Below are 22954 nucleotides of genomic sequence, written 5' to 3'. Positions count from 1 at the left end.
AACTTATTGCTCGAATCTATAGCTGCTTAATTTCGGTATTGAGGGTTTTATCCTCGTAGCGGCTCACATCCAGCATGTTTTCGCTTTTGGCGACTATCACCGACACAGTCGCATCGCCGGTCACGTTGACGGCGGTGCGCACCATATCCAACAGACGATCCACGCCGATAATCAGCGCTATACCCTCGACCGGCAGACCCACCGACTGCAGCACCATCGCCAGCATCACCAAGCCGACACTGGGTACACCGGCAGTGCCGATGGAAGCGAGAGTCGCGGTGAGGATAACCATCAAATAGCCAGATGCGCCTATGTCGATGTTGTACACCTGCGCGATAAACACAGTGGCAACACCCTGCATAATCGCCGTGCCGTCCATATTGATAGTGGCACCAAGCGGCACCGAGAAGCTGCTGACTTTGTTGTCAACGCCCAAATCATGCTCCACCGTGCGCATGGTCACTGGCAGGGTGGCGTTGCTGGACGCGGTACTGAACGCAAACACTTCCACTTTCCACATTTTGCGGAAAAAGGTGATGGGGTTTAAACCGGCGAGGGTTTTTAACAAGCTGCCGTAAACCACAAACCCGTGCAGCAAGAGTACAAAAAGCACGGTGAAAAAATACTGCGCCAGATCGGCGATAGCACTGAAACCTATAGAGGCAAAGAGTTTGGCGATCAGACAGAACACGCCGTAGGGCGCCAATTCCATTAGCAACATCATCATTTTCAACACAACTTCATTGAGCTGCTCGAAGAGGGTTTTCATGCTGTTGCCAACTTCGCCGCCGGTGCGGGAAATAGCAATGCCAAATAAAATCGAAAATACGATCACCTGCAACATATTGCCCTGCGCCATAGCCTGCACCGGGTTGCTGGGGAAGATGTTGATGAACGTTTCTTTAATAGAGGGAGCCGGTGGAGCCGCGTAGTTACTGGCCACTGCCATATCCACACCCGCGCCAGGCTGGAACAACATCGCCACGCCCATCGCCAAGGCAATGGCAATGGCTGTAGTTAGGGTATAGAGCACTACCGTTTTGGTCGCCAGCGCACCCATGCGGTTGTGGCCACCGAGCGAAGCGGCGCCGCACACCAGCGACACAAATACCAGCGGCACTACCAGCAACTTCAGCGAGGCCACAAACACCTGACCTACGGCATCCAAAACCCCGTTGACGACCACATCTTGAATCCACTTACCGTAGGCTGTGGTCGCCGAGGCATGGGCTTCATCCAACCCGAGCAGCAGGTTGAGTATCACCCCCACCAGCAGCCCTGAAAGCATACCAAGCAGGATTTTATTGGTCAGGGACATGTCGCCTCGCGTAATAGTTATTGATAGTGAGAGCTGATAGGAATGTTAGGGAGTTACTCGTTAACCGCGTCTTTCAGCGCCTTGCCCGGCTTAAAGGTCACGGTTTTGCTGGCGGCGATTTGAATGGTCGCGCCGGTTTGCGGATTGCGGCCTTCGCGCGCGGCGCGTGAGCTTACATTGAAGGTGCCAAAACCCAACAGGGCGACAGATTCGTCGCGGCTCAGGGCATTGGTAATTTGTTCGATAAAGGCAGAGACCACCAAATCAGCCTTGTTTACACCCAGATCAGTATTGTTCGCCAGTGCGACCACGATATCGGTTTTATGCATCATCTTGCTCCTTAGTTTGTTTTGTATGTGTTGTATAGCATCGTATTTTCTGTAAAAAGCTGCGTCGATTTCATCGAGTGACCTTGGAGTTTACCCGCAATACTGGCGTTGCGGCAGACCCGCGCCGGTTTTTTCCCCATGCTAACGCGATTTCTGTTCAGGGATGTCAGCGCGCAATTCATCCTCAAGTAAACACAAGCTGCTACACTCCCGCCCCGTTTACTGCCCTCATTTATCCAGCAAGAAGGAGATAGCCTTTGCCCAAGGCTGCACGCAATTCTGTATTTCCTCTGTTAAAGCGACCCCTGTTATGGCAACCCCTTAGTCGCATCGCTCGCCAGCAGCGGCCGAGTCTTGCGTTGCAGGATTGGCTGAGCCATAGCGGCTCGCTCACGGCGCGTTTGATTGATGCGAGCCAAGGGCAGTTCAGGGTGAAAGTGGTGCGCCAGATTATTGCAGTGCCACGGTTGGATGAGCAGCAGGTATTGGGCATGAAACGCCCGGCGCTGGCGCTGATCCGCGAAGTGATTCTGTGCGGCTGCGACGAACCTTGGGTATTTGCGCGCAGCATTTTGCCGCTCACCAGCCTGACCGGTCGCTTGCGCCATTTACGCAAGCAGGGCACCCGCCCGCTGGGCGCGTTTTTGTTTAGTCAGCCACAGATAACACGCAGCGCCATTGCGGTAGCGCGCATTAGCCGCGATCATGCCTATGTTCCCGCCGCTCTGGCTGGCACCTCAATTCTCTGGGGGCGACGCTCGGTATTTAGCCTGCGCGAACAACAGCTGCCACAAAAACCACTGCTGGTGAGCGAAGTATTTCTACCAGCGTTCACCGACCGGCTTGCACGGCAGGCACTTAATCCGAACGGTTGAATCACACATACACACTATCTATAAATAGAAGCGACTTTTGGCCATGAGCAAAGATGTAAAACCCAAAAACCCCAAAGCGCCGCAATCATCCAATAAGCAAAAGGGCAACCCTAAGCCTAAGGCGCAGCCTGCGGCTACCGCTGCTAATCCATCAACAACTCCATCTACACCCCCTTCAGTAAGCACAGCCACAAGCCAGCCGCAAAATCAGCCACACAACCAAACCCAACCCCCAGTTAAAACGGCGTTAAAAAAACCTTCAAAAGTGGCGAAAATCATTAAATCAGCCGATAAAAATGCCAAAGCCAGTGCATCGCCCAGCCAACTGCAACAAAAAGCCGCCATCTATTGGCGCCTGATGCGTATGGATCGCCCGATTGGCACCTTGCTATTGCTCTGGCCAACCCTGTGGAGCCTGTGGATTGCCGCTAAAGGTGTGCCCAGCATCAAAAATCTGGTGATTTTTACTCTGGGCGTGATCGTGATGCGCGCCGCTGGCTGTGTGATCAACGACTTTGCCGACCGTAAAATCGACGGCAAGGTCAAACGCACTCAAAACCGACCGCTCGCCACTGGCGCGGTATCCAGCAAAGAGGCGCTCGGCCTGTTTGTCGCCCTCTGCCTGATCGCCTTCGGGCTGGTACTGATGACCGATCCGCTCACCATCAAACTCTCGGTCGGCGGGCTGATTCTGGCTTTCTGCTACCCTTTTATGAAACGCCACACCCATCTACCTCAAGTGTTTTTAGGCGCAGCCTTCGCCTGGGGAATTCCCATGGCCTACGCCGCCGAAGCGGGCGAATTACAGCAGGGAATTTGGCTGATCTATTTGGCAACAGTGCTCTGGACAGTCGCCTACGACACCTTTTATGCGATGGTTGACCGCGATGACGACCTGAAAATTGGCGTCAAATCCACCGCGATTTTGTTTGGCGAGCAGGATCGTCTGATGACCGGTGTGCTCCAGCTAATGACGATTTATGCGCTGGTGTTGGTCGGCAACCGCTTTGAATTAGGCGGCTTGTATTATTTGGGATTGGTAGTCGCAGCCGCACTCTTTGCCTATCAACAATGGCTGATCCGCTTCCGCAAACGCGAGGACTGCTTTAAAGCCTTCCTCAATAACAACTGGGTCGGCGTAGCGGTATTTGTCGGTCTGGTCGCAGATTACGCGCTCCGTCAAACGCCTGCGGCGGCTTGAGTAGCCGCCTGAATTCACCCCAACCCCATCATCACCACAGAGGACGAACTATGAAGTTCTGGTTATGTCTTTCGCTGCTGATCACTAGCACTACCGCCGCCTTGGCCAAAGCTGCCGAACCCGCCGTTTATGGTCCGCGCTTGGAAGGGTTTGAATACCCTTATCCCACCAAAACCTTCGCGTTTGAATCCCAGCAGCAAGCGCTGGAAATGGTGTACATGGATATCAAACCCGCGCAGCCAAATGGCCGTACGCTGGTGTTGATGCACGGCAAAAACTTCTGCGCCGCGACCTGGGTAGGGACGATCAAGGCGCTGGTAGATGCAGGCTATCGCGTAGTGACGGCCGACCAGATCGGCTTTTGCAAATCCAGCAAACCTGCGCATTATCAATTCAGTTTCCAGCAGTTAGCGGCAAATACCCGCGCGTTGCTCGACTCTATCGGCGTCAATCAAGTCACGGTGATGGGGCACTCCATGGGCGGCATGCTCGCCACCCGCTTTGCGCTTATGTACCCGCAGCAAACCGAACAACTGGTGATGGTAAACCCCATCGGCCTTGAGGATTGGAAAGCACTGGGCGTGCCTTATCGCAGTGTGGATGACTGGTACAAACGCGATCTGAATACCAGCGCCGAGGGCATCCGCAAGTATCAGTTATCGACTTATTACGCTGGCAAGTGGCGCCCGGAGTTTGACCAATGGGTGGAGATGCAGGCGGGCATGTATCGCGGCAAAGGCAAGGAGCTGGTGGCGTGGAATTCGGCGCTGACCGCCGACATGATTATGAGCCAGCCGGTGGTTTACGAATTCCCGCAACTGAAAATGCCGACATTGCTCTTGATTGGTGAGCTAGACAATACCGCCTTAGGCAAAGACGCCGCACCCCCTGAGCTGCAAAAAACCTTGGGCAACTATAAAAAACTCGGGCGTTTAACAGCGCAAGCCATTCCACGTGCGACACTGGTTAACTTCGCGGATTTAGGCCACTCGCCACAAATCCAAGCGCCAGAGCGTTTTCATCAGGCTTTATTAAAAGAACTAGCGCGATAACACTTTTTTGCGAAATGTTTACACTGTCATAAATTTGTAACACTGAAATTATTTAATACTCTGCAACATTAGCTTCACAAAACTGTGCGGCATTCAGCTGTTATTTCAGGTAGAACTTATATGACCGGTCGTAAAATCCTTATCGTTGATGATGAATCTGCAATCCGCGATATGCTGCGCGTGGCCTTGGAAATGGCCGAATATCATGTCATGGAAGCGAGCAATGCCCAGGATGCTCACGGCCTGATTATCGATGAAAAACCCGATTTGATTCTGCTCGACTGGATGATGCCCGGCACCAGCGGGATCGAATTGGCGCGCCGCTTAAAGCGCGATGAAGTGACCGTGAATATCCCGATCATCATGCTTACCGCCAAAGGCGAGGAAGACAACAAGATTCAAGGTCTGGAAGTGGGCGCGGATGATTACATCACCAAGCCTTTCTCGCCGCGCGAACTGGTTGCCCGCCTGAAAGCGGTATTGCGCCGCGCCGATCCACAAATCACCTCCGCACCGATTACCGTGCAAGGTCTCTGCCTCGACCCCGCCAGCCACCGCGTCACTATTAATGACCAGTCGGTGGATATGGGCCCGACCGAATATCGTTTACTGGAATTTTTCCTGACCCATCAGGAAAGAGCCTATACTCGCAGCCAGTTACTGGATCACGTCTGGGGCGGCAATGTGTATGTGGAAGAGCGCACGGTTGATGTGCATATCCGCCGCCTGCGCAAAGCCCTGACTGTGGATGGCCACGAAGACCTGATCCAGACAGTGCGCGGTACCGGTTATCGTTTCTCTACCCGTATCGAAGCCTGATTCACTGAATTCGTCGCAAAGTCGGGACACCACTGCAAGACACGCCGTGAATACATCCCTGTAGGCTCATCTTCGACATCCATGTCTCAGACGGTCTTACAGCGGTGCCCCGACCTTGCTACCGCTATGTGCCACGAGGTTGTCGGTCTTGTTAAAAGGTTTCAGCGCTGAACTCCAGCGCATTCTCATTATCCTCGCCATTTGCAGCCTGATCGGCTTTGTTACCGGCAATATTGCTGTTTGGTTGCTGATCGGCTGCGTCATTTTCATCCTGCTGATGTTGCGCCAGATGCGCCGCCTCAACCAATGGATTGTGTCCCAGCAGACTGAATACCCGCCCGAAGCCAGCGGCATTTGGGGGCAGATTTTCGACAATATCTACAAGCTGCAAAAACAACAGCGCGATGAAAAAGAAAACCTGCAAGCGGTGATCAAACGGATTCAGGAGATCAGCTCGGCACTCAAAGACGGTCTACTGATTCTGGATGCGCGCGGCCATTTGGACTTTTGGAACCCGGCGGCGCACCGCATGCTCGCGCTGCACGCCAAAGATCAGGGGCAGTCGGTAATCAACTTTATCCGCCACCCCAGATTTGTCGCCTATTTTGAAGAGGGCAATTTCAGCGAACCGCTGGAGCTGCCATCGCCGCGCTTTAACTCCCGCCACCTGCAATTCCAGATCACCCAATTTGGCAAAGGCGAGCGCTTGATTGTGGTACGCGATGTGACGCAACTACATAACCTCGAACAGATGCGACAGGACTTTATCGCCAACGTCTCCCACGAACTGCGCACCCCGCTGACGGTGATCAACGGCTATGTGGAAACCCTCGCCGATAACAACACCACCCCCAGCTGGGATAAACCCCTGCAACAAATGATGCAGCAGGCCAAGCGCATGTCGCTACTGATCAACGACCTGCTGGTGCTCTCCAAGCTTGAGACGACAGAAGCAGGGCACAATCACAAGCCGATCAATATTGAACAGCTGCTCACCATCGTCAAAAGCGAGGCGGATGTGCTGAGCAAAGACAAATCCCAGCAGCTGACGCTGATCTGCAACAACACCACTAAACCGCTGATGCTGTCGGGCAATGAAAAGGAGCTGCACAGCGCCTTCTCCAATCTGGTCACCAACGCCATCAAATACACCCCCAATGAAGGCAAGGTGAGCATTCTGCTATGGCAGGATCAAAAACACTTTTACATTTCCGTCAGCGATAACGGCCCGGGCATTGAAGCCCAGCACATCCCACGCCTGACCGAACGCTTCTACCGCGTTGATGCCAGCCGCAACAGCGGCACCGGCGGCACGGGGTTAGGCTTGGCGATTGTAAAACACGTATTGATGCGCCACGAAGCCGAGCTGAAAATCACCAGTGAAGTAGGCAAAGGCAGCGTATTTATCTGTGTTTTTCCGCTGCAGGAATAGAAACCAATAGACAGCCAATTCAGGTTTGGCGCTAAAACCATTAGCTATAGATATCCCCAAAAGTACCTTTTTTGATCTAACAAGCGCTTATTTCTGGGCTAAGTTATAGAACTGTGTCGCATAAAATATGTGTAAAATGCACGGTTCCTACTATCAAAACAGGAGTTTTTATGACTAATAAATTTAAATTTGGGCTAATTTCTGTATCTGTAATGACCTTGGTCGCCTGTGGTGGAGGCGGTAGCGGCGGTGGTAATAAGTCATCTGCGCCAACCAGCAGCGTGGCTCCCATCAGCTCTAGTTCCAGCTCTATATCTTCAGTAACTTCCAGCGCCCCAGCTACCTCCTCATCTTCCAGCGTAGTAGAAGCCAGCTCCAGCTCAGTAGAGAACAGCTCTGTTGAGGCCAGCAGTTCCAGTTCAAGCGATGCTAACAGTTCCAGCATGGAGAGCAGCTCCAGCCAGACCGGTGGCACTATCAGCTCTACCCCGACGACGTCTTCATCTTCCAGCCCGGTAGCCACCAGCTCCAGCTCAGTCGCAAGCAGTTCTGTTGTGTCCAGCAGCTCGATCAATAGCAGCAGTTCAAGCATGGACAGCAGCTCCAGCCTGAACAACAGCAGTTCCAATTCCAGCAGCTCTGCCGCTGCAGGGACTACCACCTTCACGGTAACAATCAGCTCACCCGAGCTGGATGATGTTGCAGCACTCGCTAAAACCGGCCGCAGTGCCAAAGCACATAAAACTGAAGAGATTCTGCCGCTCAATCAACTGGCTGTAGTCGTTGTTGATCTTGCGGGCAATGTGCTTGAAACCATCCCACTGGATGAAAATAACTCCTCCCAAAACGCAGACGGTTCCTGGTCTATCAACGTACCCGGCTACCCACAGCTTGACTGTATCGTAGTTGCCGACCTGAACGGTCCTATCACGGTCTTCCAACCAGGCGAGAATGTGTTTGAAAGCAGCGATCTACTGTTAACCCCTACCACCAGCGAAGACTTGGAAGTTAGCCTTGCTTCAACTGCGGCATATCAAAACTTTTTGGATAGTCTCGGCGGTGAAGGCACCTTTGACGATCTCGGACTGGATGTGAATGATCCTACCCAGCTCACCGTATTGCAAAACCTGATCGAAACCGTTGCCGATGTATTGGAAGATCAAGTTTTTGTAGGCGCAACCAGCATCACTCAGGCATTGGCGCAAGTGCAGCAACAAGTTGCCGGAATCGTTCAGGTTGAAGCGACCAACGTCACCAATTCACTACCTCTAGCAACCAACACTCTGGCTACCGGCCTGAGTGCTGGCGGCGGCATCTACTGGATTGAGGGCTATGAGCCAAGTGAAATTTATTACGGCGGTTTTCCTGCGCTGAATACCCCAGAGCAAGAGCAGTATTACGATGGCGAAACATTCCAGCTACTGCCCGAGTACGAGCTGGATGGTCAGGTGGTATTAACTGAGTCAGGCTGGGTTATCTCTAATGACATTTTCCAAGCCACTGCCCTAAATGAAGACGGTTCTGTCACTTTGGGCGCTGCCGATGCACCAACCAACAGTGTGAACGCCAAGGCAACGCAAGTGATCAATTTGAGCGGCCGCTCAATCTCTACCTTCTTCAATGCCTACGGTGATACCCGCGGTCTGGTGTCGCAGATCAATCCTGCCAACAACTTTGCTCAAGGTGCACTGGGCTACCGCATTACCATCCAAAGCACCAATGAGCTTTACACCCTCTGGTATAACGCGGGTTACGACTATGGCAATGGCCTTATCTGCCCTTGGGATAAGAATGGTGATGGCGAGTTAAACGACTCACCGAGCAGCTTTGGCGGCAACTGTGAAACCGTCAACTATGTCGGTTGGACAGCTGAGGGTTGGGCACAAACCAGCAGCGTGCTTGAGACTTTGGCTGAGCTCATTTCGCCCGACGTAGAACCCGGCACTCAAGGCGCCAAACTGGTGACTATCGACTGGCCTAACGGCGAGGTTATTGGCGTGCAATTGCTGGACAACGACGACAAAACTGTCCACTTCTATTTGCACAACTGGAACGAGAGCAGCCCAACCTTGTTGGCAACCACTACCTGGTCACAATTGACCCTTCCCTACCTGGAAGGCGATGAGGCCAATGCCATTGGTTTTGCCATTCCGGAAAGTGTGCTGGCTGTAGGTGATTTTGATTCAGACGAGCACTATGTTGTCTTTACGGTACATGATGGCTTGGTTCGCCGCGGCGACAAAGCTGACGAAGGCGAAACGCTGGAAACCGGCACATTGGTACTCAATGGCGCAGCTAAAAATAATCTGCTGGCGGCGTTTGACTATCAACCGGCCATCGCTGGCACTTGGGTTATCGGCGGTGACTACCTGATGTTCCGCAAAGACGGCACTTTCGCGCAGGTAAAAGTCAGCAATGAAGACCCTAATTGCCAACCCGGAGTGGCCTATGGCAGCTATAGCTGGAATGCCACTACTGGCGCCTTCTCGGTAGATTTGGACACTGATACTACCGCAGTTGACCCACAAGATAGCTGCAGCGCCTCAGGTGTTGAAACTGCAACTATTTCTGGTAGTTCCATGACTATGACCGAAGGTGAGGATACTTTCGCCCTGACTAAAGTTACCCCGAGCGAATCTGCCCCTCTGGCAGGCGCTTGGGCAGTATCGGGTTCTGGCGATTGGTTTACCTTTACCGCTGACAATGGCTTCATCCACGCCAAAATCGAAAATGATGATCCTGAATGTCAAATCGGCTGGGCGAATGGCAGCTTTACCTGGAATGCAGAAACCGGCCTGTTAAGCGCAACAGTAGATCAGGACTATACCGATGATTATCCAGATGACACCTGTACCCTGGAAGGCGATATCACCGCGACTTTGGATGGCAACACTCTATCCTTCAGCGCGGATGATGATAATTTCACTATGAAGCGCTTCGGCAATCCGCTGAACTAATCCTTCAGTCTTGCTGCTAAAACAACAAACCCGCCAATTGGCGGGTTTGTTGTTTATGGGCAATACCTTTGGTCAAGGCTGATCGATTAACGCTGGGTGCTGCTACCGGTAAAAAACTGCTCTGCAAAGTCCACTGCCTGCACCCCAATCACTTCCCCCATCAAGCGCCCGGGCATATCGTCCATCGGCGGATGTATACCACCCCAAATTCGCGACAAGCTGCACTGATCAGCCGCATCGCGATAGGTCGCCCACTGCAGGGTTAAATCCACACTGGGGCCTTCTTCAAATACCAGATATTGATTCTGCTGCAAGGGAAATTCGCCCATGCCACCGGGGAAGTATTCATCGCCAGTGAATGCGGTTAACACTTCCGCCGCCGCGCGTGAAAAGGTGGAGTGGCCGGACACATAACCGCCAAAAGGCGGCGATACAAAACTGGGGCGCTGATAGGGCTGCCAGTTTTCAGCGAGTATCCAATCCACACCAGCGGTATCGGTTGCGGGGTTTTGAATCGCACTAGGACCGCGCCAGGCGCGCAGTTTAATTTTGCCGACATGCTGATTGTGACTGCCCGATAACAGGTCGCCAAACTCCACTATCTCCACAAAGCCCGGATCCAGCGGTATGCCCTGCGGGTGATAATTGCGGCGGCTCGGATCGCTGCTCTGCCCCAAATCAGCCATAGTGCGTATGGCAGAAATAGGCCGCACATAGTCATACCAGCCTTTTACTCCCCAAGCAGCGATGGCGGCATCGTGCATGGCACCGCCAAGGGCAAAGTAGCCTTTGACATCCCACTCCAAACTGCCCAACAACTCACCCTGACCGCGAAAACGCTTTACCAAACGTGCATCGCGCGTAACGCCATTAAAAATGCTGAACCAGTGCCCGGGCGGGGTTTCGGAATTAGGCCCGTCTGCCCAAAACTCGGCCAGTACCCGGGTGTAATCCCCTCTCGGTACCCATTGCGGCGTGTAAGCGGCGCCGGTTTTAGGGTTGAGTCTATGGCCTTGCTCGGAGGCTCCACCATTGCGATCGTCATAGAAGAAGCGGTGATCATCAAATAAACGCGGAAGCGCGGACGCATTGCCGAGGCTGGCCGGCGATATATCGATCATCACCCCGTCGGTCGGATCCAGATGGGCTGACCATTTCGCGACCAAAGTGAAACTCCATTGGTAGTTGGCAGGGTTCACTTTCAAACTGGGCGGTTGGCCGGGGTCGAGATAGACAGGATAGGGGTTGCCCTCGCGTTCATAGCGGTGCAGATCAGTATCCTTCAATGCAAACGGCAGGGTATTGCCCCACTCGGCGCCAACAAAACTGGCCGCGCCGTTGCTAATTACATTGCCACCCTGATCAACAAATACGTCCAGCGTTATCGGCTGCCAGCGGTCAGGGTCAACAACGCTGGGGTTGCCGGGCAGGGAGGGCGCAATCGGCGGGTTGCTCGGCTGATAATAACGATTGGCGTGGGAGCCAGCCTCATTGGAGCCATCCTGCAAACCGTAATCGATATAACACTGGGCGATATAGTTGCCCAAAGACGCAGGCGTTGACGCGCTGATATCGACCGATTCATTGGCTGGGTCATAACCCAAGTCCCGCATTAACTGCTCCGCCAGTGCCAGCGTATGGGCATAACCGGGCGATTCCTGGTAGCGATGCCTGATCAAGCGGTAATTGGCATAGCTCAATGCCTCTTCGCGCGCAGGTTGGGCATCGGTGGGTGCTGGGCGCTGCGGCAGTGGACAGTTGAAACCTGCGCGGGTTTTGCCCAGCAGATAAGTCTCGGGCAGCGCAGTTGCGATGTCAGCTTGGGCGTAAACCGCCCAGGCATCATAACCCGCAGCAGAGATATGAAATAAATTGCGCGCCTGTACCGGCGGGCGTACCCGATCGCGGCGGATCGACTCCAGCACTACCTCATTCCAGCGCTGCGCCACCGATACCGGGCGATTGTCCGGCGTTTGGGATATAGCCTTTGGTTTATCCGAGGAGCCACCACCACAGCCAACCAATAAACTCATCAGGCATATCGCCCCCCAATTTTTAGCCCTCGGCAGGGCATAAAGCGAAACACCTCGAAACATAACTACCACTCTTGCTTATTAAATTAATGTGCGCGGGAAATTATAGATTGATACGCCAAGTCGCTGTGCGGGATTCGACTAAAAACCACCCATTACACATTTGGTCTGTTCAGATTCATCGATATTTTTTATTTCAGAATTAATTTTTTATTCCATTTAAAAACTGTTTAGCTCGTCACATTATTTTTTAGGAATAACAAAAACATCCCTAATCGCGCTGCAAATTTTCCAGAAATCGTACTTTCGTCGCAAAAAACTACCTCAAAAACCAAAACTCGAACTCGCTAATACAACGTTGTCATTTTAGACTCCCAGCCATGCAATGATCCTGACGCCACGGATGCGACCTGATTCATGCATGGTTAATTCAGTCGTAGTCCCGAGTGCCTTCTCAAAAGCACCTCTAATCAACAATAAGTTCGGAGATTGAAAGTGAAAAATACAATGAAAACTTGCGGTATTGCCGCTGTAGTAATGGGTTCGCTGTTGGTTGCAAGCCAAGCGTTTGCACACGGTTATGTATCTAGCCCGAAAAGTCGTGCGTTTTGGTGTACTAGCTCGCAAGGTGGTAATACCACCGCAGCTTGTATGGCTGCAGCAGCTGGAGGCAACGCCAGCCAATATGAACCACAATCTATCGGTATCGGTGGCGCTAACGACAACCACCAAAACCTGATTCCAGATGGCAAGCTGTGTGGCGCCAACATGACCAGCAACAACGGTCTGAACCTGGCTCGCAATGACTGGAACGCAACCACCGTGACTGCAGGCCCACTGGCTTTCACCTGGACTAACCCAGCGGCACACAAAACCTCTTACTTCCGTTACTACATCACCAAAGAAGGTTTTAACCCTGGCGCTGCTCCGTTGAAATGGTCTGATTTGGAACAAATCCACCAATCACTGCCAGCCGACCGCGAATCTGTTGCTACTCACATTGTGAACCTGCCACCGCGCACTGGCCGTCACATTGTGTACAGCATCTGGCAGCGCGATCCTGTAGCTGATGCGCCAGAAGCTTTCTACCAATGTATTGACGTTGTTTACGGCACTCCAAGCAGCAGCTCGTCTTCAGTTGCTTCATCTGTTCCGTCTTCATCTTCTGTAGCTTCTAGCGTGGTGTCTTCTGTTGTTTCATCTTCAGTAGCTTCATCAGTCGGCTCTGACAATACCTGTGCTGGCTTGCCAACCTGGAATGCCACCACTATCTATACCCAACCACAACAAGTGCAGCACAACAGCAGACGTTACTCTGCTAACTACTGGACTCAAGGTAATGACCCAGCACTGACTTCAGGTCAATACAACTACTGGTTGGATCTGGGCGCATGTAGCGAAGGCACTACTTCCAGCACCTCCAGCGCTGTTTCATCTGTTGTAGTTTCAAGCTCAAGCAGTGTTGCTAGCAGCGTGGTAAGCAGCTCGTCTTCTTCAGTAGCAACTGGCAGCTGTACTTCTCCTGCTTACGTGAACGGTGCAAGCTACGCAGCTGGCGCTAAAGTAGTAAACGCTGGTAGTGAGTACAGCTGTACTGTTGCAGGCTGGTGTTCACAAGGCGGCGCTTATGCTCCAGGCACTGGCTGGGCTTGGACCAACGCTTGGTCTCTGGTTCGCAGCTGTAACTAATTAGCAGTCATCACCGGGTTCACCTGCAAGTTAAGCCCGGTTGTAACACTGACGTTAGTGATAAAAAAACGGCAATCCCGCGGGATTGCCGTTTTTTATTGTGTTGCCATCTGCCCTAAAAGGATTAACCATCCACCTGAAATTGCAGCCGCGCGAGCTGCTGATATAACTCGCTACTCGCCAGCAATTGCGCGTGAGTTCCGCTCGCAACTACTTTGCCCTGTTGCAGCACCAGAATCCGGTCGGCATTGACCACAGTCGATAAGCGATGCGCGATCATCAGCGTGGTGCGGTTTTTCATCAGCACTTCCAACGCCTGTTGCACCACCTGCTCACTATTGGAGTCGAGCGCGCTGGTGGCTTCATCCAATAATAAGATCGGGCGATCCGCAAGAATCGCACGCGCAATGGCGATGCGCTGTTTTTGCCCGCCCGATAAACGCACCCCGCGCTCACCGAGATAAGCATCCAAGCCATCGGGCAATTGCTCAATAAACTCCAGCGCAAAAGCGGCTTTGCAGGCGGCAATCACCTCGGCATCGCTGGCATCCGGGCGCGCGTAGCGCACGTTGTCGCGCACGCTGGCGGCAAAGATCACCGGATCTTGCGGTACTAGGGCGATACGCTCGCGCACCTGCTGCAGATCAGCATCTTTTAGCTCGACGCCATCCAACAAAATCTCGCCCGCTAGAGGATCATAAAAGCGCTGTAACAGCTGGAATACAGTGGTTTTCCCCGCACCGGAAGGGCCGACCAAGGCGATTTTCTCACCGGGATTTACGCGCAGGTTAAAGCCATCAAATACCGGCGCGTCCACGCGGGTGGGGTAGGCAAAACGCAGATTGCGCATCTCCACCAAACCTTGCGCGGGCATAGGCAGAGGTGTTGGGTTAGCGCTAATCGGCAGCGCCGATGGTGTCGCCAATAATTCCACCAAGCGCTCGGTTGCCCCTGCGGCGCGCTGTACATCGCCAATCACTTCGGAAATAGTGCCCATGGCACTGGCGACTATCACCGCGTAGAAAATAAAAGCCGAGAGCTCGCCCGCACTAATCGCACCGTTTAATACATCGTGCCCACCAACCCACAAAATCAACGCAACCGCACTGAAGACCAAGGTGATGACCGCAACAACCAAGAGCGCGCGCTGGCGAATTCGATTAACACCCGTAGCGAAAGTCGCTTCCACCCGCTGATTAAATTCGCGCGCCGATTCCGCCTCATGCCCATAGGCCTGCACTGTGCGAATTTCGTGGACGACTTCATCGGTATAGGCGCCGACATCGGCCACAGAATCTTGCGTTGCGCGCGCCAATTTGCGTACGCGGCGGCCAAACATAATGATCGGCACCAGCACAAAGGGGATCGCCAGCAACACCAAAAGGGTCAGCTTCAAACTGGTAATCGCCAACATCACCAGACCACCGAGCAGCAAGAGTGCATTGCGCAGCGCCATAGACACACTCGAACCTATCACCGTCTCCAGCTGGGTGGTGTCATTGGTCAGACGCGAAAGCACATCGCCGGTGCGATTCTGCTCAAAAAATGCGGGCGATAATTTTAAAAGATGGGCAAACACCCGTCGGCGCAAATCTGCGGTAATCCGCTCCCCCAGCCAGGAGACCAGATAAAAGCGCGCATAGGTAGCACCTGACATCACCAATATCACCGCCAAAGTACCCAAGAGCGCATAGTTGAGCCACTGCGCACTGCCGGCCACAAATCCTTTATCGATGACCTGTCGCAAGCCCTGACCAATCAACAACACCGAAGCGGCTGCCACTACCAGAGCCACAAAAGCAAACAGAATGCGCAGGCGATAGGGGCGCAGTAAATCCAGCAAAATCTGGCGGCGCGATAGAGCAGAAGAGGAGTTAGAAGGCAGCGACATAAATATTCCCGCGAGCGTAAAGAGACTCAGGGAACAATAGGGGATGGATAATCAAATACAAGGAGGGGCGATTGAGTCGTGACCTTTGTCAATTCTGGCTCGATCAACCAATCTACGGACAATAAAAAAGGCGAAACCCGTAGATTTCGCCTTTTCTAGCTTACTCGCTAGCTGAACATCAGCGGCCTTGGCCGCTAAAGTCTATCTAAAATTAGATAGCTTGGATGTTTTCAGCTTGTGGGCCTTTTTGACCTTGAGTAACGGTGAAGCTAACTTTTTGACCTTCAGCCAAGGTTTTGAAACCTGAACCAACGATAGCGCTGAAGTGAGCAAATACATCTGGACCAGATTCTTGTTCGATGAAACCGAAACCTTTAGCTTCGTTGAACCATTTAACAGTGCCAGTGGTAGTTTTAGACATAGTATTACCTATTAATACAAAAGTAAGTGTACCCCGAAGGGCGGTTTGTGCTGGAAATGAATTACTTATGTAACAGGACGAAATACTATGAAGGAATTCGAAATGTGGTGCATAAATATTAGACGTACTTTCAAGCTGCAAGCCAGTTTACACGCCTTTGCCTCAATGTCAATCCAAGGGAATTACCCTATAAATCCAGCCTTGGGCGTATAATTCCACATTGTGTAAATCCCTCCGTTAATATCGAGATCGCTATGCTGTTTCTGCGCTTGCCTCTGCTGCTCTTATCTTTGCTCTTCACCAGTTTCAGCTGGGCTCAAATTGGCGACTTTACACTGGCCGATTGGCCAAAAACCCAAGCATCACTCAAACCGATTTACGTTAAGGCGATTATGGAGCAAGCAGGCGTACATAAAGTCAGTTTTAAGCGAGACGCCGATTTTTACGTAGCCGAGTTGGATAGATTTTCCGCCTTTGTACAAGAACAGAATTATCGCCCTTATTTAAAAACCTCAGTCGCGCAAAACTTGGCAACTATCGCCGTGATTCATTGCGATTGGGGCAATGGTGTTCCTCCGCTGGAATTTGCACAGGGTTATCTCGGAGAAAAACAGTTAGAACTGTTAAAGCCGCTTTATGGCGATGCTATAACCAAATTGGAAAATAATTGCAGCGATGTCAGTGCATCGCTCGAATGATCTAATTTTTGGTTGTATTCAATAACCCCAAGCCCGTCGTTTAATTCGCGTAAGGCGCATAAGATACTTATCTCAATGAAACCTCCCTCCGGTGATGAGACTGCATTTGCACTCATCGCTGCAGCTCTATTACTGCATTTATCATGACCAAAGAATCACATCCCTATTTAATTGTTCTATTAGCGGCGGTTATTGCTACAACGCCTTTGGCGATAGATATGTATCTACCCGCTATGCCCGATATCGCGCGCGATCTGGACGCACACATCGGCAGTGTGCAGCAATCGCTCAGTATTTTTCTCGCGGCTTATGGTGCGGGTATGCTGCTGTTTGGCCCACTTGCCGATTTACTCGGGCGCAGACCTTTGGCGATTTTCGGTCTTACCGGATTTACCCTGAGCAGCATCGCACTGGCGTTTGTCGATAACATCGAATTCTTTTTAGGGCTGCGCGCGCTGCAAGCGTTTTGCGGCGCTGCGGCGACGGTTGTGGTGCCGGGATTAGTGCGGCACTTGTATCAGGAACACACCGCCAAAGGCATGTCCTATTTATCCATGATTATGATGCTCGCGCCTTTGCTCGCGCCCAGTATTGGCAGCGCCATTTTGTGGGTCAGTGAATGGCACAGTATTTTTATAGTGATGGCAATTTACAGTGCGTTGATTTTTGCGTTGGTGTGGAAATGGTTGCCGGAAATCAGCAAACCGGTTAATGCCCAGCCACAGGCGACCAGTAATTTTTTTAGCGGCTACAAGATTGTATTTTCCAATCCACTGGCGCGCCCCTTAATTGCCAGCATGATGTTTGGCTCATTTGCGTTCTTTTGTTTTATCACTGCCGTTTCATTTATCTACATCAATTATTTCGGTGTCAGCGAACAATTATTCAGCGTGTTGTTCGGTGCAAATGTTGTCTGTTTGATTCTGGCCAATTTTATCAATAGTCGTTTGGTAACTCGCCTCGGGCCTTTGACCATGTTGCGCGCGGGCTTGGGTATATCCTTTATCAGCGTTGTTTTGCTCTGCGTATTTAATTATTTTTCACTTAACATTTGGTTCACAGTATTTAGCATTGCACCGCTGATGTCGGGGCTTTCGTTAATATCGACCAATACCGATGCACTGGTGTTAATGAAATTCCCGCACAATTCCGGCACTGCAACTGCGGTGATGGGAACCTTGCGTTTTGGTAGCGGTGCGTTCGCAGGGCCATTGCTCGCATTTTTCTATACCGGCACTGCCATACCGTTTTCGCTGTTGATGTTCGCAGGTGTTGTCGGCGTGCTTATTTGTCAGGTCTGGTATGCTTATCACAACAAAGCGTCTGCGAGCTAAAAATCATGAGTGAACAAAAAAATAACCCATTACACGGTCTGACATTGGAAACTATTGTCACGCGCCTGGTTGAATACTACGGCTGGGACGAATTGGGCGAGCGAATTAATATCCGCTGCTTTCAATCAGATCCCAGCATTAAATCCAGTTTAAAATTTCTACGCAAAACGCCTTGGGCGCGTGAAAAAGTCGAACAACTTTATTTAAATACATCATTTTCAAAATAATCATTCTATTCCATCACCAGCTTATTCCCATTTAGCTTTTCTACTTCGGCTTTGCACTTTAATCATTTTCCTTATGGGTATAGACTTCACGTGAGCTGTCGCCGTAATTGTATTCATTACCTATCAATTGGCAGCTTATTCACACACTAACCATAAGGATTTCATCATGAAGACAATTAACACCATCGCCACCTTATTGATCGCCGCCGGCTTGTTGAGCGCTTGCGCCAAAGAAGAACAACAAGATGCACAAGACAAAGTGAAAGATGCGGTAGCAGAAATGAAAAAAGATGCAGCAGCAGCTATGGATGAAGCCAGCGAAGTGGTGGATGAAGCAGTTGATGCAACCGGCGAAGCTGCAACTGAAATAAAAGAAGACACTGCGCAAGCAATTAATGAGGCTGGTGAAGCTGCAACTGAAATGAAAAATGATGCAGCAGACGCAGCGGCCGAAATGAAAGCCGATGCAACTGAAGCATTAAACGATGCTGGTGAAGCTATTGATGAAGCCGCCGATAACACTGCCGATGCTGTGAAAGATGCAGCACAAGCAACTGAAGAAAAAGCTAAGGAATTGACTAATTAATATCCTTGCAGGACTTTTATTAAAAACCCGGAGTCAGCACAACTGACCCCCGGGTTTTAACTAGCAGATATTGGCCTAAAAAATCAGACGCATCGAATTAGATAGCGGTACTTAGATAATAGAACCTAGATAACGCCACTTAGATAGCTGCACGATGATCATCGGATTCATCCTCAGTCAAACTTAACCACTGCTGCTCCAACTCTCTCAAAGTAGTAATCACATAATTAGCGGGGTCACACATCAGTTCCAGCATCAGTAGATGGTGCAACGAATGATCCGCACCTCGACCAATAAAATGCCCCATCACCGGTGCATCAGCAAGCACCATGTCACCCAATAAATCAACTGCCTTGTGGCGCAAAATTTCATCGCGATAGCGCAATTTGCCTTTATTGAGCACATCATCCTGCTCAACCAAAATCAAATTGTTCTGACTTGCACCTTGAAAGTAGCCCAGCTCTTTATAGGCCTCCAAATATTCAGCATCCATATAGCCACGAGCACCAGCCAATTTTTTGATAAACAGGTATTCAGTGACCGGCGTTGATATACGCTTGCTACCCAATGTTTCCGGCAGGGATTCATTTTCCAAATCCAACCAGAGCATAGGTGAAGGGCGAACACTCAAACTGCGGTTGGCTTCGCGCGCCTCGACCGGTTTTTTCACCATCAATACTTTGCGCTCTGCATTCTGCTGTACGCGGCCTACACTGAGAATCAAATCAGAAAAAGTGCGCGTGCTACCATCCATTGCAGGCACTTCCGGGCCATCAATTAAAATACGCGCGTTATCAATTCCCTGCATACTTAATGCAGCAAGCAAATGCTCAACCGAACGAATTTTTACACCCTGCTCATTGCGCAGATTAGTGCCCAGTTTTGCATCGTATACATTGTGCCAATGCGCTTTGACCTGATTGCGATCATCTTCAACATCGCGACGAACAAACGTATAGCCCGTGTCAGGTTCTGCCGGCGTTACGATCATAGTCACTACATAACCGCTGTGCAGCCCCACACCCAAACAACTAAATGATGTGGCCAGTGTATGTTGCATATAATAAGATTCATCGACACTCATACCGTCACCTCTTGGATTGGTGTGTTTATTTCACCTATCCAGAATAGGGCGCGACGCCAGAGTGGATTTATCCAAAACCGACAACAACCACTGATCGCTTTATCCCTCTGCGCCAATCGCTTGTCATCAGGCGACAATGCAATTGAAGATGCCAAACCTTGCTAACAGGATGTCGCCATGAGTTCAAAAACGCTTACCAGTTGGGCTTTACTGATTTGGAAATTATTACAACAAGAAAAATTGGACGCGGCTGCGATTTTTAAACAAGCGGGACTCAACCCTGCATTTTTAGGCGAGAGCAATGCCCGCTATCCGGTTGAAGGCATGTATAAGCTTTGGTGCGCTGCAGTCGAGGCAACTGGCGACCATGCTTTTGGATTTCGTGTTGGAAAGGAGTGGAATAGCACCAGCTTTAATGCGCTGGGCTTTTCCTGGTTGGCAAGCAATTCGCTCAAAGAAGCTTTCTATCGCTTACAGCGCTACAGCAAGCTGGTTAACAATGCGCTGATCACGCAATATTATCGCCAGGATTCTGCCTACCATTTTAAATTCGATACCGATGAAAACCTTGCACTGATTCACCCCTGCGCGCGCGATGCCTGGTTGATTGCCATTATTAAAATGGCGCGCATGCTCTATGGTGATAACTTCACACCAGTAGAAATTTTACTGCGCAACGATTGTTACGATGAATCCGGTGCGATGGAAAATTATTTAGACTGCCCGCTGGTTTATCAGCAAGATATCAATTTGATCGTCATGGATACTTCTGTTTGCGAAACACAATTACCAACCGGTGACCCTGAGCTTGCGCTCTTGTCTGACCAGTTATTAATGACACGTTTGCAGCAAGTTGATAAAAGCATCACCAATCAAGTGCGCAACCTGATTCACAAAGAGCTACCGAATGGAAACTTGTCGGAAGAAATAGTTGCGGAAAAACTGCATATGAGCAGCCGTAGCCTGCAGCGAAAACTAAACGAAGAAAAAACCAGTTATCAGTTACTGCTCACCGAAGTACGCAAAGAGTTAGCCTTGGGTTATATCCGCTCATCGCAACTATCACTCAATGAAATCAGTTATTTACTTGGCTTTAATAATCAAGCCAATTTTACTCGCGCGTTTAAAAACTGGTTTGAATCATCACCCACACACTATCGCCAGCAGCATTAAACTCATCGAAAAAAACCAAATCAATTATCGTCCTGCAGTTGCATTGCCCACATTTGTGCGTACTTGCCTTGTTTCACTAATAACTCTGCATGAGTGCCTTGCTCAACAACTACGCCAGAATCCATTACGATAATTTGATCGGCGTTAATCACAGTCGATAGACGATGAGCGATTATCAGTGTGGTGTGACCACTGGAAACCTCGTTCATTGCCTCCACAATTGCGGCTTCTGAATTTGAATCCAGTGCGCTGGTCGCTTCATCAAAAATTAAAATAGGCGAGCCTTTAAGTAATACTCGGGCGATGGCAATACGCTGTTTTTCTCCGCCCGACACTTTTAAACCGCGTTCGCCCACCAGTGTTTTATCACCTTGCGGCAGGCTGTTAATAAAACGATTCAGGTGTGCCATTTTAATCGCGCGATCAATTTGTTCATCACTCGCTTGCGGATTTCCATAAGCGATATTAGCGCGAATGCTGGTGTTAAATAACACAGTATCCTGCGGCACTATAGCAATAGCACGGCGCAAACTTTCCTGGCTCACACTGCGAATATCCTGACCATCAATCTGAATACTGCCGGACTGAATATCGTAGAAGCGATACAGTAAGCGCGACAAAGTACTTTTGCCCGCACCGGATGAACCAACAATCGCCACCTTGGAACCTGCGTTAATATGCAAATTAAATTCGTTGAGTATTGCGCGCTCCGGGTGATAACCAAAATTCACTTGCTGAAAATCAATCGCTCCACCGGTGACTTTGAGTGAGGGTGCGCCTTCTGCATCAGTAATCGCGGGTTTACGTTTTAATAGCGCCAGCATATTTTCCAAATCAGTCAGCGAGCGACGAATTTCGCGGTAGACAAAGCCGAGGAAATTCAGTGGTATAAATAACTGGATCATATAGGCGTTGATCATTGCCAAATCACCCAAGGTCATTTCTTTATCCAGTACACTTTGCGCCGCCATCCACATCATGGCGGTCATCGCCAATGCAATAATTAATGCTTGCCCTGAGTTAAGGGCCAGCAGTGACATACGGTTTTTTAATTTTGCCGACTCCCAATTGGCGAGAAATTCATCGTAAGTTTTTGCTTCATGCTGCTCGTTATTAAAGTATTTAACGGTTTCGTAGTTGAGCAGCGAATCAATTGCACGTGTACTGGTGGATGAATCCGCCTGATTAGCTTCACGCACAAATTTATTGCGCCACTCTGTGGTGTAAATGGTAAACACTACATAGATAGCAACGGCAACAAGCGTAATCACCGCATACCAAATCGAAAAGGCCGCGGCAAAAATAATCGCCACCATGAGAATTTCAAACAGCGTGGGAACAATATTGAACATTAAAAAGCGCATCAAAAAACTGATGCCATTGGTACCGCGCTCTATATCGCGGCTGATACCGCCGGTTGCGCGGTCGAGATGAAACGCAAGCTCAAGCGAGTGCAAATGGTTAAACACACGCAAACCAATTTTGCGCATAGCATGTTCAGTGACACGGCTGAATAATGCATCGCGCACTTCACCAAAAAATACGCTACCAAAACGCAGAGCACCGTAAAACAAAATAAAAAATGCAGGCAACACCAATTCAGGCGCGAGGCTGTAATCCACGCCATCAATAATATGTTTTAGCGCCCAAGGCATTACCAGGGTTGCGCCCTTGGCAGCAAGCAATGCCAGAATTGCCAATATCACCCGGCCTTTAAACTCCCACAAATAAGGCCACAAATAATTTATGCACTGGCGTAAATTCACGCGCGTATTTGCTGTGCGTGTTTCATTATTGGGATGAACTGATAAGCCGGATGAATGCATGCCGCGCAT

The 22954-nt window shown here is 50.6% G+C and carries 19 protein-coding genes; 12 read left to right on the top strand and 7 right to left on the bottom strand.

Translation table 11 applies throughout. From position 1 onward, the window contains the following. Positions 1 to 16 precede the first annotated feature (16 nt). Positions 17 to 1318, bottom strand: coding sequence for a dicarboxylate/amino acid:cation symporter (locus SPL68_RS03270; protein ID WP_323813634.1), 1302 nt, complete (start codon positions 1316 to 1318; stop codon positions 17 to 19). A 53-nt stretch (positions 1319 to 1371) separates the two neighbouring features. Beyond that, positions 1372 to 1647, bottom strand: a complete 276-nt coding sequence (locus SPL68_RS03265; RefSeq protein WP_323814304.1) for an HU family DNA-binding protein — start codon at positions 1645 to 1647, stop codon at positions 1372 to 1374. A gap of 257 nt (positions 1648 to 1904) precedes the next feature. On the opposite strand from SPL68_RS03265, the gene SPL68_RS03260 reads away from it, so the two are divergent. The 6 genes from SPL68_RS03260 to SPL68_RS03235 all read left to right on the top strand — a co-directional run bounded on the left by SPL68_RS03260 (position 1905) and on the right by SPL68_RS03235 (position 9983). Then, positions 1905 to 2522, top strand: coding sequence for a chorismate--pyruvate lyase family protein (locus SPL68_RS03260; protein ID WP_323813633.1), 618 nt, complete (start codon positions 1905 to 1907; stop codon positions 2520 to 2522). Between the two features lie 325 nt (positions 2523 to 2847). Further along, entirely contained in the window at positions 2848 to 3723 is an 876-nt protein-coding gene (ubiA, locus tag SPL68_RS03255) for a 4-hydroxybenzoate octaprenyltransferase (protein WP_323814303.1), read from the top strand. Positions 3724 to 3773: 50 nt separating this feature from the next. Continuing rightward, a complete protein-coding gene (locus SPL68_RS03250; RefSeq protein ID WP_323813632.1) occupies positions 3774 to 4775 on the top strand; it encodes an alpha/beta fold hydrolase in 1002 nt (333 codons plus the stop codon). A 120-nt stretch (positions 4776 to 4895) separates the two neighbouring features. Beyond that, on the top strand, positions 4896 to 5594 hold the full coding sequence (phoB, locus tag SPL68_RS03245; RefSeq protein WP_323813631.1) for a phosphate regulon transcriptional regulator PhoB: 699 nt from the start codon (positions 4896 to 4898) through the stop codon (positions 5592 to 5594). Between the two features lie 148 nt (positions 5595 to 5742). Then, positions 5743 to 7026 (top strand): phosphate regulon sensor histidine kinase PhoR, encoded by a 1284-nt coding sequence (gene phoR / locus SPL68_RS03240; RefSeq protein ID WP_323813630.1) that lies wholly within the window; start codon positions 5743 to 5745, stop codon positions 7024 to 7026. Positions 7027 to 7196: 170 nt separating this feature from the next. Next, positions 7197 to 9983 (top strand): hypothetical protein, encoded by a 2787-nt coding sequence (locus SPL68_RS03235; RefSeq protein WP_323813629.1) that lies wholly within the window; start codon positions 7197 to 7199, stop codon positions 9981 to 9983. A gap of 86 nt (positions 9984 to 10069) precedes the next feature. On the opposite strand, the gene SPL68_RS03230 is transcribed toward SPL68_RS03235, so the two are convergent. Beyond that, positions 10070 to 12016 (bottom strand): vanadium-dependent haloperoxidase, encoded by a 1947-nt coding sequence (locus tag SPL68_RS03230; RefSeq protein WP_323813628.1) that lies wholly within the window; start codon positions 12014 to 12016, stop codon positions 10070 to 10072. A gap of 495 nt (positions 12017 to 12511) precedes the next feature. On the opposite strand from SPL68_RS03230, the gene SPL68_RS03225 reads away from it, so the two are divergent. Then, positions 12512 to 13705 (top strand): lytic polysaccharide monooxygenase, encoded by a 1194-nt coding sequence (locus SPL68_RS03225; protein ID WP_323813627.1) that lies wholly within the window; start codon positions 12512 to 12514, stop codon positions 13703 to 13705. A gap of 124 nt (positions 13706 to 13829) precedes the next feature. On the opposite strand, the gene SPL68_RS03220 is transcribed toward SPL68_RS03225, so the two are convergent. Both SPL68_RS03220 and SPL68_RS03215 read right to left on the bottom strand, forming a co-directional pair. Further along, on the bottom strand, positions 13830 to 15596 hold the full coding sequence (locus SPL68_RS03220) for an ABC transporter transmembrane domain-containing protein (RefSeq protein ID WP_323813626.1): 1767 nt from the start codon (positions 15594 to 15596) through the stop codon (positions 13830 to 13832). Between the two features lie 211 nt (positions 15597 to 15807). Continuing rightward, a complete protein-coding gene (locus tag SPL68_RS03215; protein ID WP_323813625.1) occupies positions 15808 to 16017 on the bottom strand; it encodes a cold-shock protein in 210 nt (69 codons plus the stop codon). 254 nt (positions 16018 to 16271) lie between these two features. On the opposite strand from SPL68_RS03215, the gene SPL68_RS03210 reads away from it, so the two are divergent. The 4 genes from SPL68_RS03210 to SPL68_RS03195 all read left to right on the top strand — a co-directional run bounded on the left by SPL68_RS03210 (position 16272) and on the right by SPL68_RS03195 (position 18862). Further along, the gene (locus SPL68_RS03210; RefSeq protein ID WP_323813624.1) at positions 16272 to 16715 is read left to right on the top strand and encodes a hypothetical protein; all 444 of its coding nucleotides are present in this window, start codon (positions 16272 to 16274) and stop codon (positions 16713 to 16715) included. 143 nt (positions 16716 to 16858) lie between these two features. Then, the gene (locus SPL68_RS03205) at positions 16859 to 18049 is read left to right on the top strand and encodes a Bcr/CflA family multidrug efflux MFS transporter (protein WP_323813623.1); all 1191 of its coding nucleotides are present in this window, start codon (positions 16859 to 16861) and stop codon (positions 18047 to 18049) included. 5 nt (positions 18050 to 18054) lie between these two features. Then, positions 18055 to 18276, top strand: coding sequence for a VF530 family protein (locus SPL68_RS03200; RefSeq protein ID WP_323813622.1), 222 nt, complete (start codon positions 18055 to 18057; stop codon positions 18274 to 18276). 166 nt (positions 18277 to 18442) lie between these two features. Next, entirely contained in the window at positions 18443 to 18862 is a 420-nt protein-coding gene (locus SPL68_RS03195) for a hypothetical protein (protein WP_323813621.1), read from the top strand. A gap of 139 nt (positions 18863 to 19001) precedes the next feature. Here SPL68_RS03195 and lpxC read toward each other — a convergent pair whose 3' ends face one another. Further along, complete coding sequence (lpxC, locus tag SPL68_RS03190) at positions 19002 to 19946, bottom strand: UDP-3-O-acyl-N-acetylglucosamine deacetylase (RefSeq protein WP_323813620.1); 945 nt, start codon at positions 19944 to 19946, stop codon at positions 19002 to 19004. 177 nt (positions 19947 to 20123) lie between these two features. Between lpxC and SPL68_RS03185 the strand changes: the two genes are divergently transcribed. Further along, positions 20124 to 21119: an AraC family transcriptional regulator gene (locus SPL68_RS03185; protein ID WP_323813619.1), complete on the top strand. Its 996-nt coding sequence runs from the start codon at positions 20124 to 20126 to the stop codon at positions 21117 to 21119. Between the two features lie 20 nt (positions 21120 to 21139). Here SPL68_RS03185 and SPL68_RS03180 read toward each other — a convergent pair whose 3' ends face one another. Continuing rightward, positions 21140 to 22954 (bottom strand): ABCB family ABC transporter ATP-binding protein/permease, encoded by a 1815-nt coding sequence (locus SPL68_RS03180; protein WP_323813618.1) that lies wholly within the window; start codon positions 22952 to 22954, stop codon positions 21140 to 21142.

The organism is Cellvibrio chitinivorans, assembly GCF_035117775.1.
GTDB classification, from domain to species: Bacteria; Pseudomonadota; Gammaproteobacteria; order Pseudomonadales; family Cellvibrionaceae; genus Cellvibrio; species Cellvibrio chitinivorans.
The sequence above is the reverse complement of the archived record's forward strand: the minus strand, read 5'-3'. Positions and strand labels throughout refer to the sequence as shown.

Bases quoted from the DNA above. Each gene is read 5' to 3' on its own strand.
- SPL68_RS03200 (WP_323813622.1), top strand. From the start codon at position 18,055: ATGAGTGAACAAAAAAATAACCCATTACACGGTCTGACATTGGAAACT.
- SPL68_RS03205 (WP_323813623.1), top strand. From the start codon at position 16,859: ATGACCAAAGAATCACATCCCTATTTAATTGTTCTATTAGCGGCGGTT.
- SPL68_RS03220 (WP_323813626.1), bottom strand. From the start codon at position 15,596: ATGTCGCTGCCTTCTAACTCCTCTTCTGCTCTATCGCGCCGCCAGATT.
- SPL68_RS03265 (WP_323814304.1), bottom strand. From the start codon at position 1,647: ATGCATAAAACCGATATCGTGGTCGCACTGGCGAACAATACTGATCTG.
- SPL68_RS03185 (WP_323813619.1), top strand. From the start codon at position 20,124: ATGAGTTCAAAAACGCTTACCAGTTGGGCTTTACTGATTTGGAAATTA.
- lpxC (WP_323813620.1), bottom strand. From the start codon at position 19,946: ATGAGTGTCGATGAATCTTATTATATGCAACATACACTGGCCACATCA.
- SPL68_RS03180 (WP_323813618.1), bottom strand. From the start codon at position 22,954: ATGCGCGGCATGCATTCATCCGGCTTATCAGTTCATCCCAATAATGAA.
- SPL68_RS03230 (WP_323813628.1), bottom strand. From the start codon at position 12,016: ATGAGTTTATTGGTTGGCTGTGGTGGTGGCTCCTCGGATAAACCAAAG.
- SPL68_RS03195 (WP_323813621.1), top strand. From the start codon at position 18,443: ATGAAGACAATTAACACCATCGCCACCTTATTGATCGCCGCCGGCTTG.
- SPL68_RS03235 (WP_323813629.1), top strand. From the start codon at position 7,197: ATGACTAATAAATTTAAATTTGGGCTAATTTCTGTATCTGTAATGACC.
- SPL68_RS03270 (WP_323813634.1), bottom strand. From the start codon at position 1,318: ATGTCCCTGACCAATAAAATCCTGCTTGGTATGCTTTCAGGGCTGCTG.
- SPL68_RS03215 (WP_323813625.1), bottom strand. From the start codon at position 16,017: ATGTCTAAAACTACCACTGGCACTGTTAAATGGTTCAACGAAGCTAAA.
- SPL68_RS03250 (WP_323813632.1), top strand. From the start codon at position 3,774: ATGAAGTTCTGGTTATGTCTTTCGCTGCTGATCACTAGCACTACCGCC.
- SPL68_RS03210 (WP_323813624.1), top strand. From the start codon at position 16,272: ATGCTGTTTCTGCGCTTGCCTCTGCTGCTCTTATCTTTGCTCTTCACC.
- phoB (WP_323813631.1), top strand. From the start codon at position 4,896: ATGACCGGTCGTAAAATCCTTATCGTTGATGATGAATCTGCAATCCGC.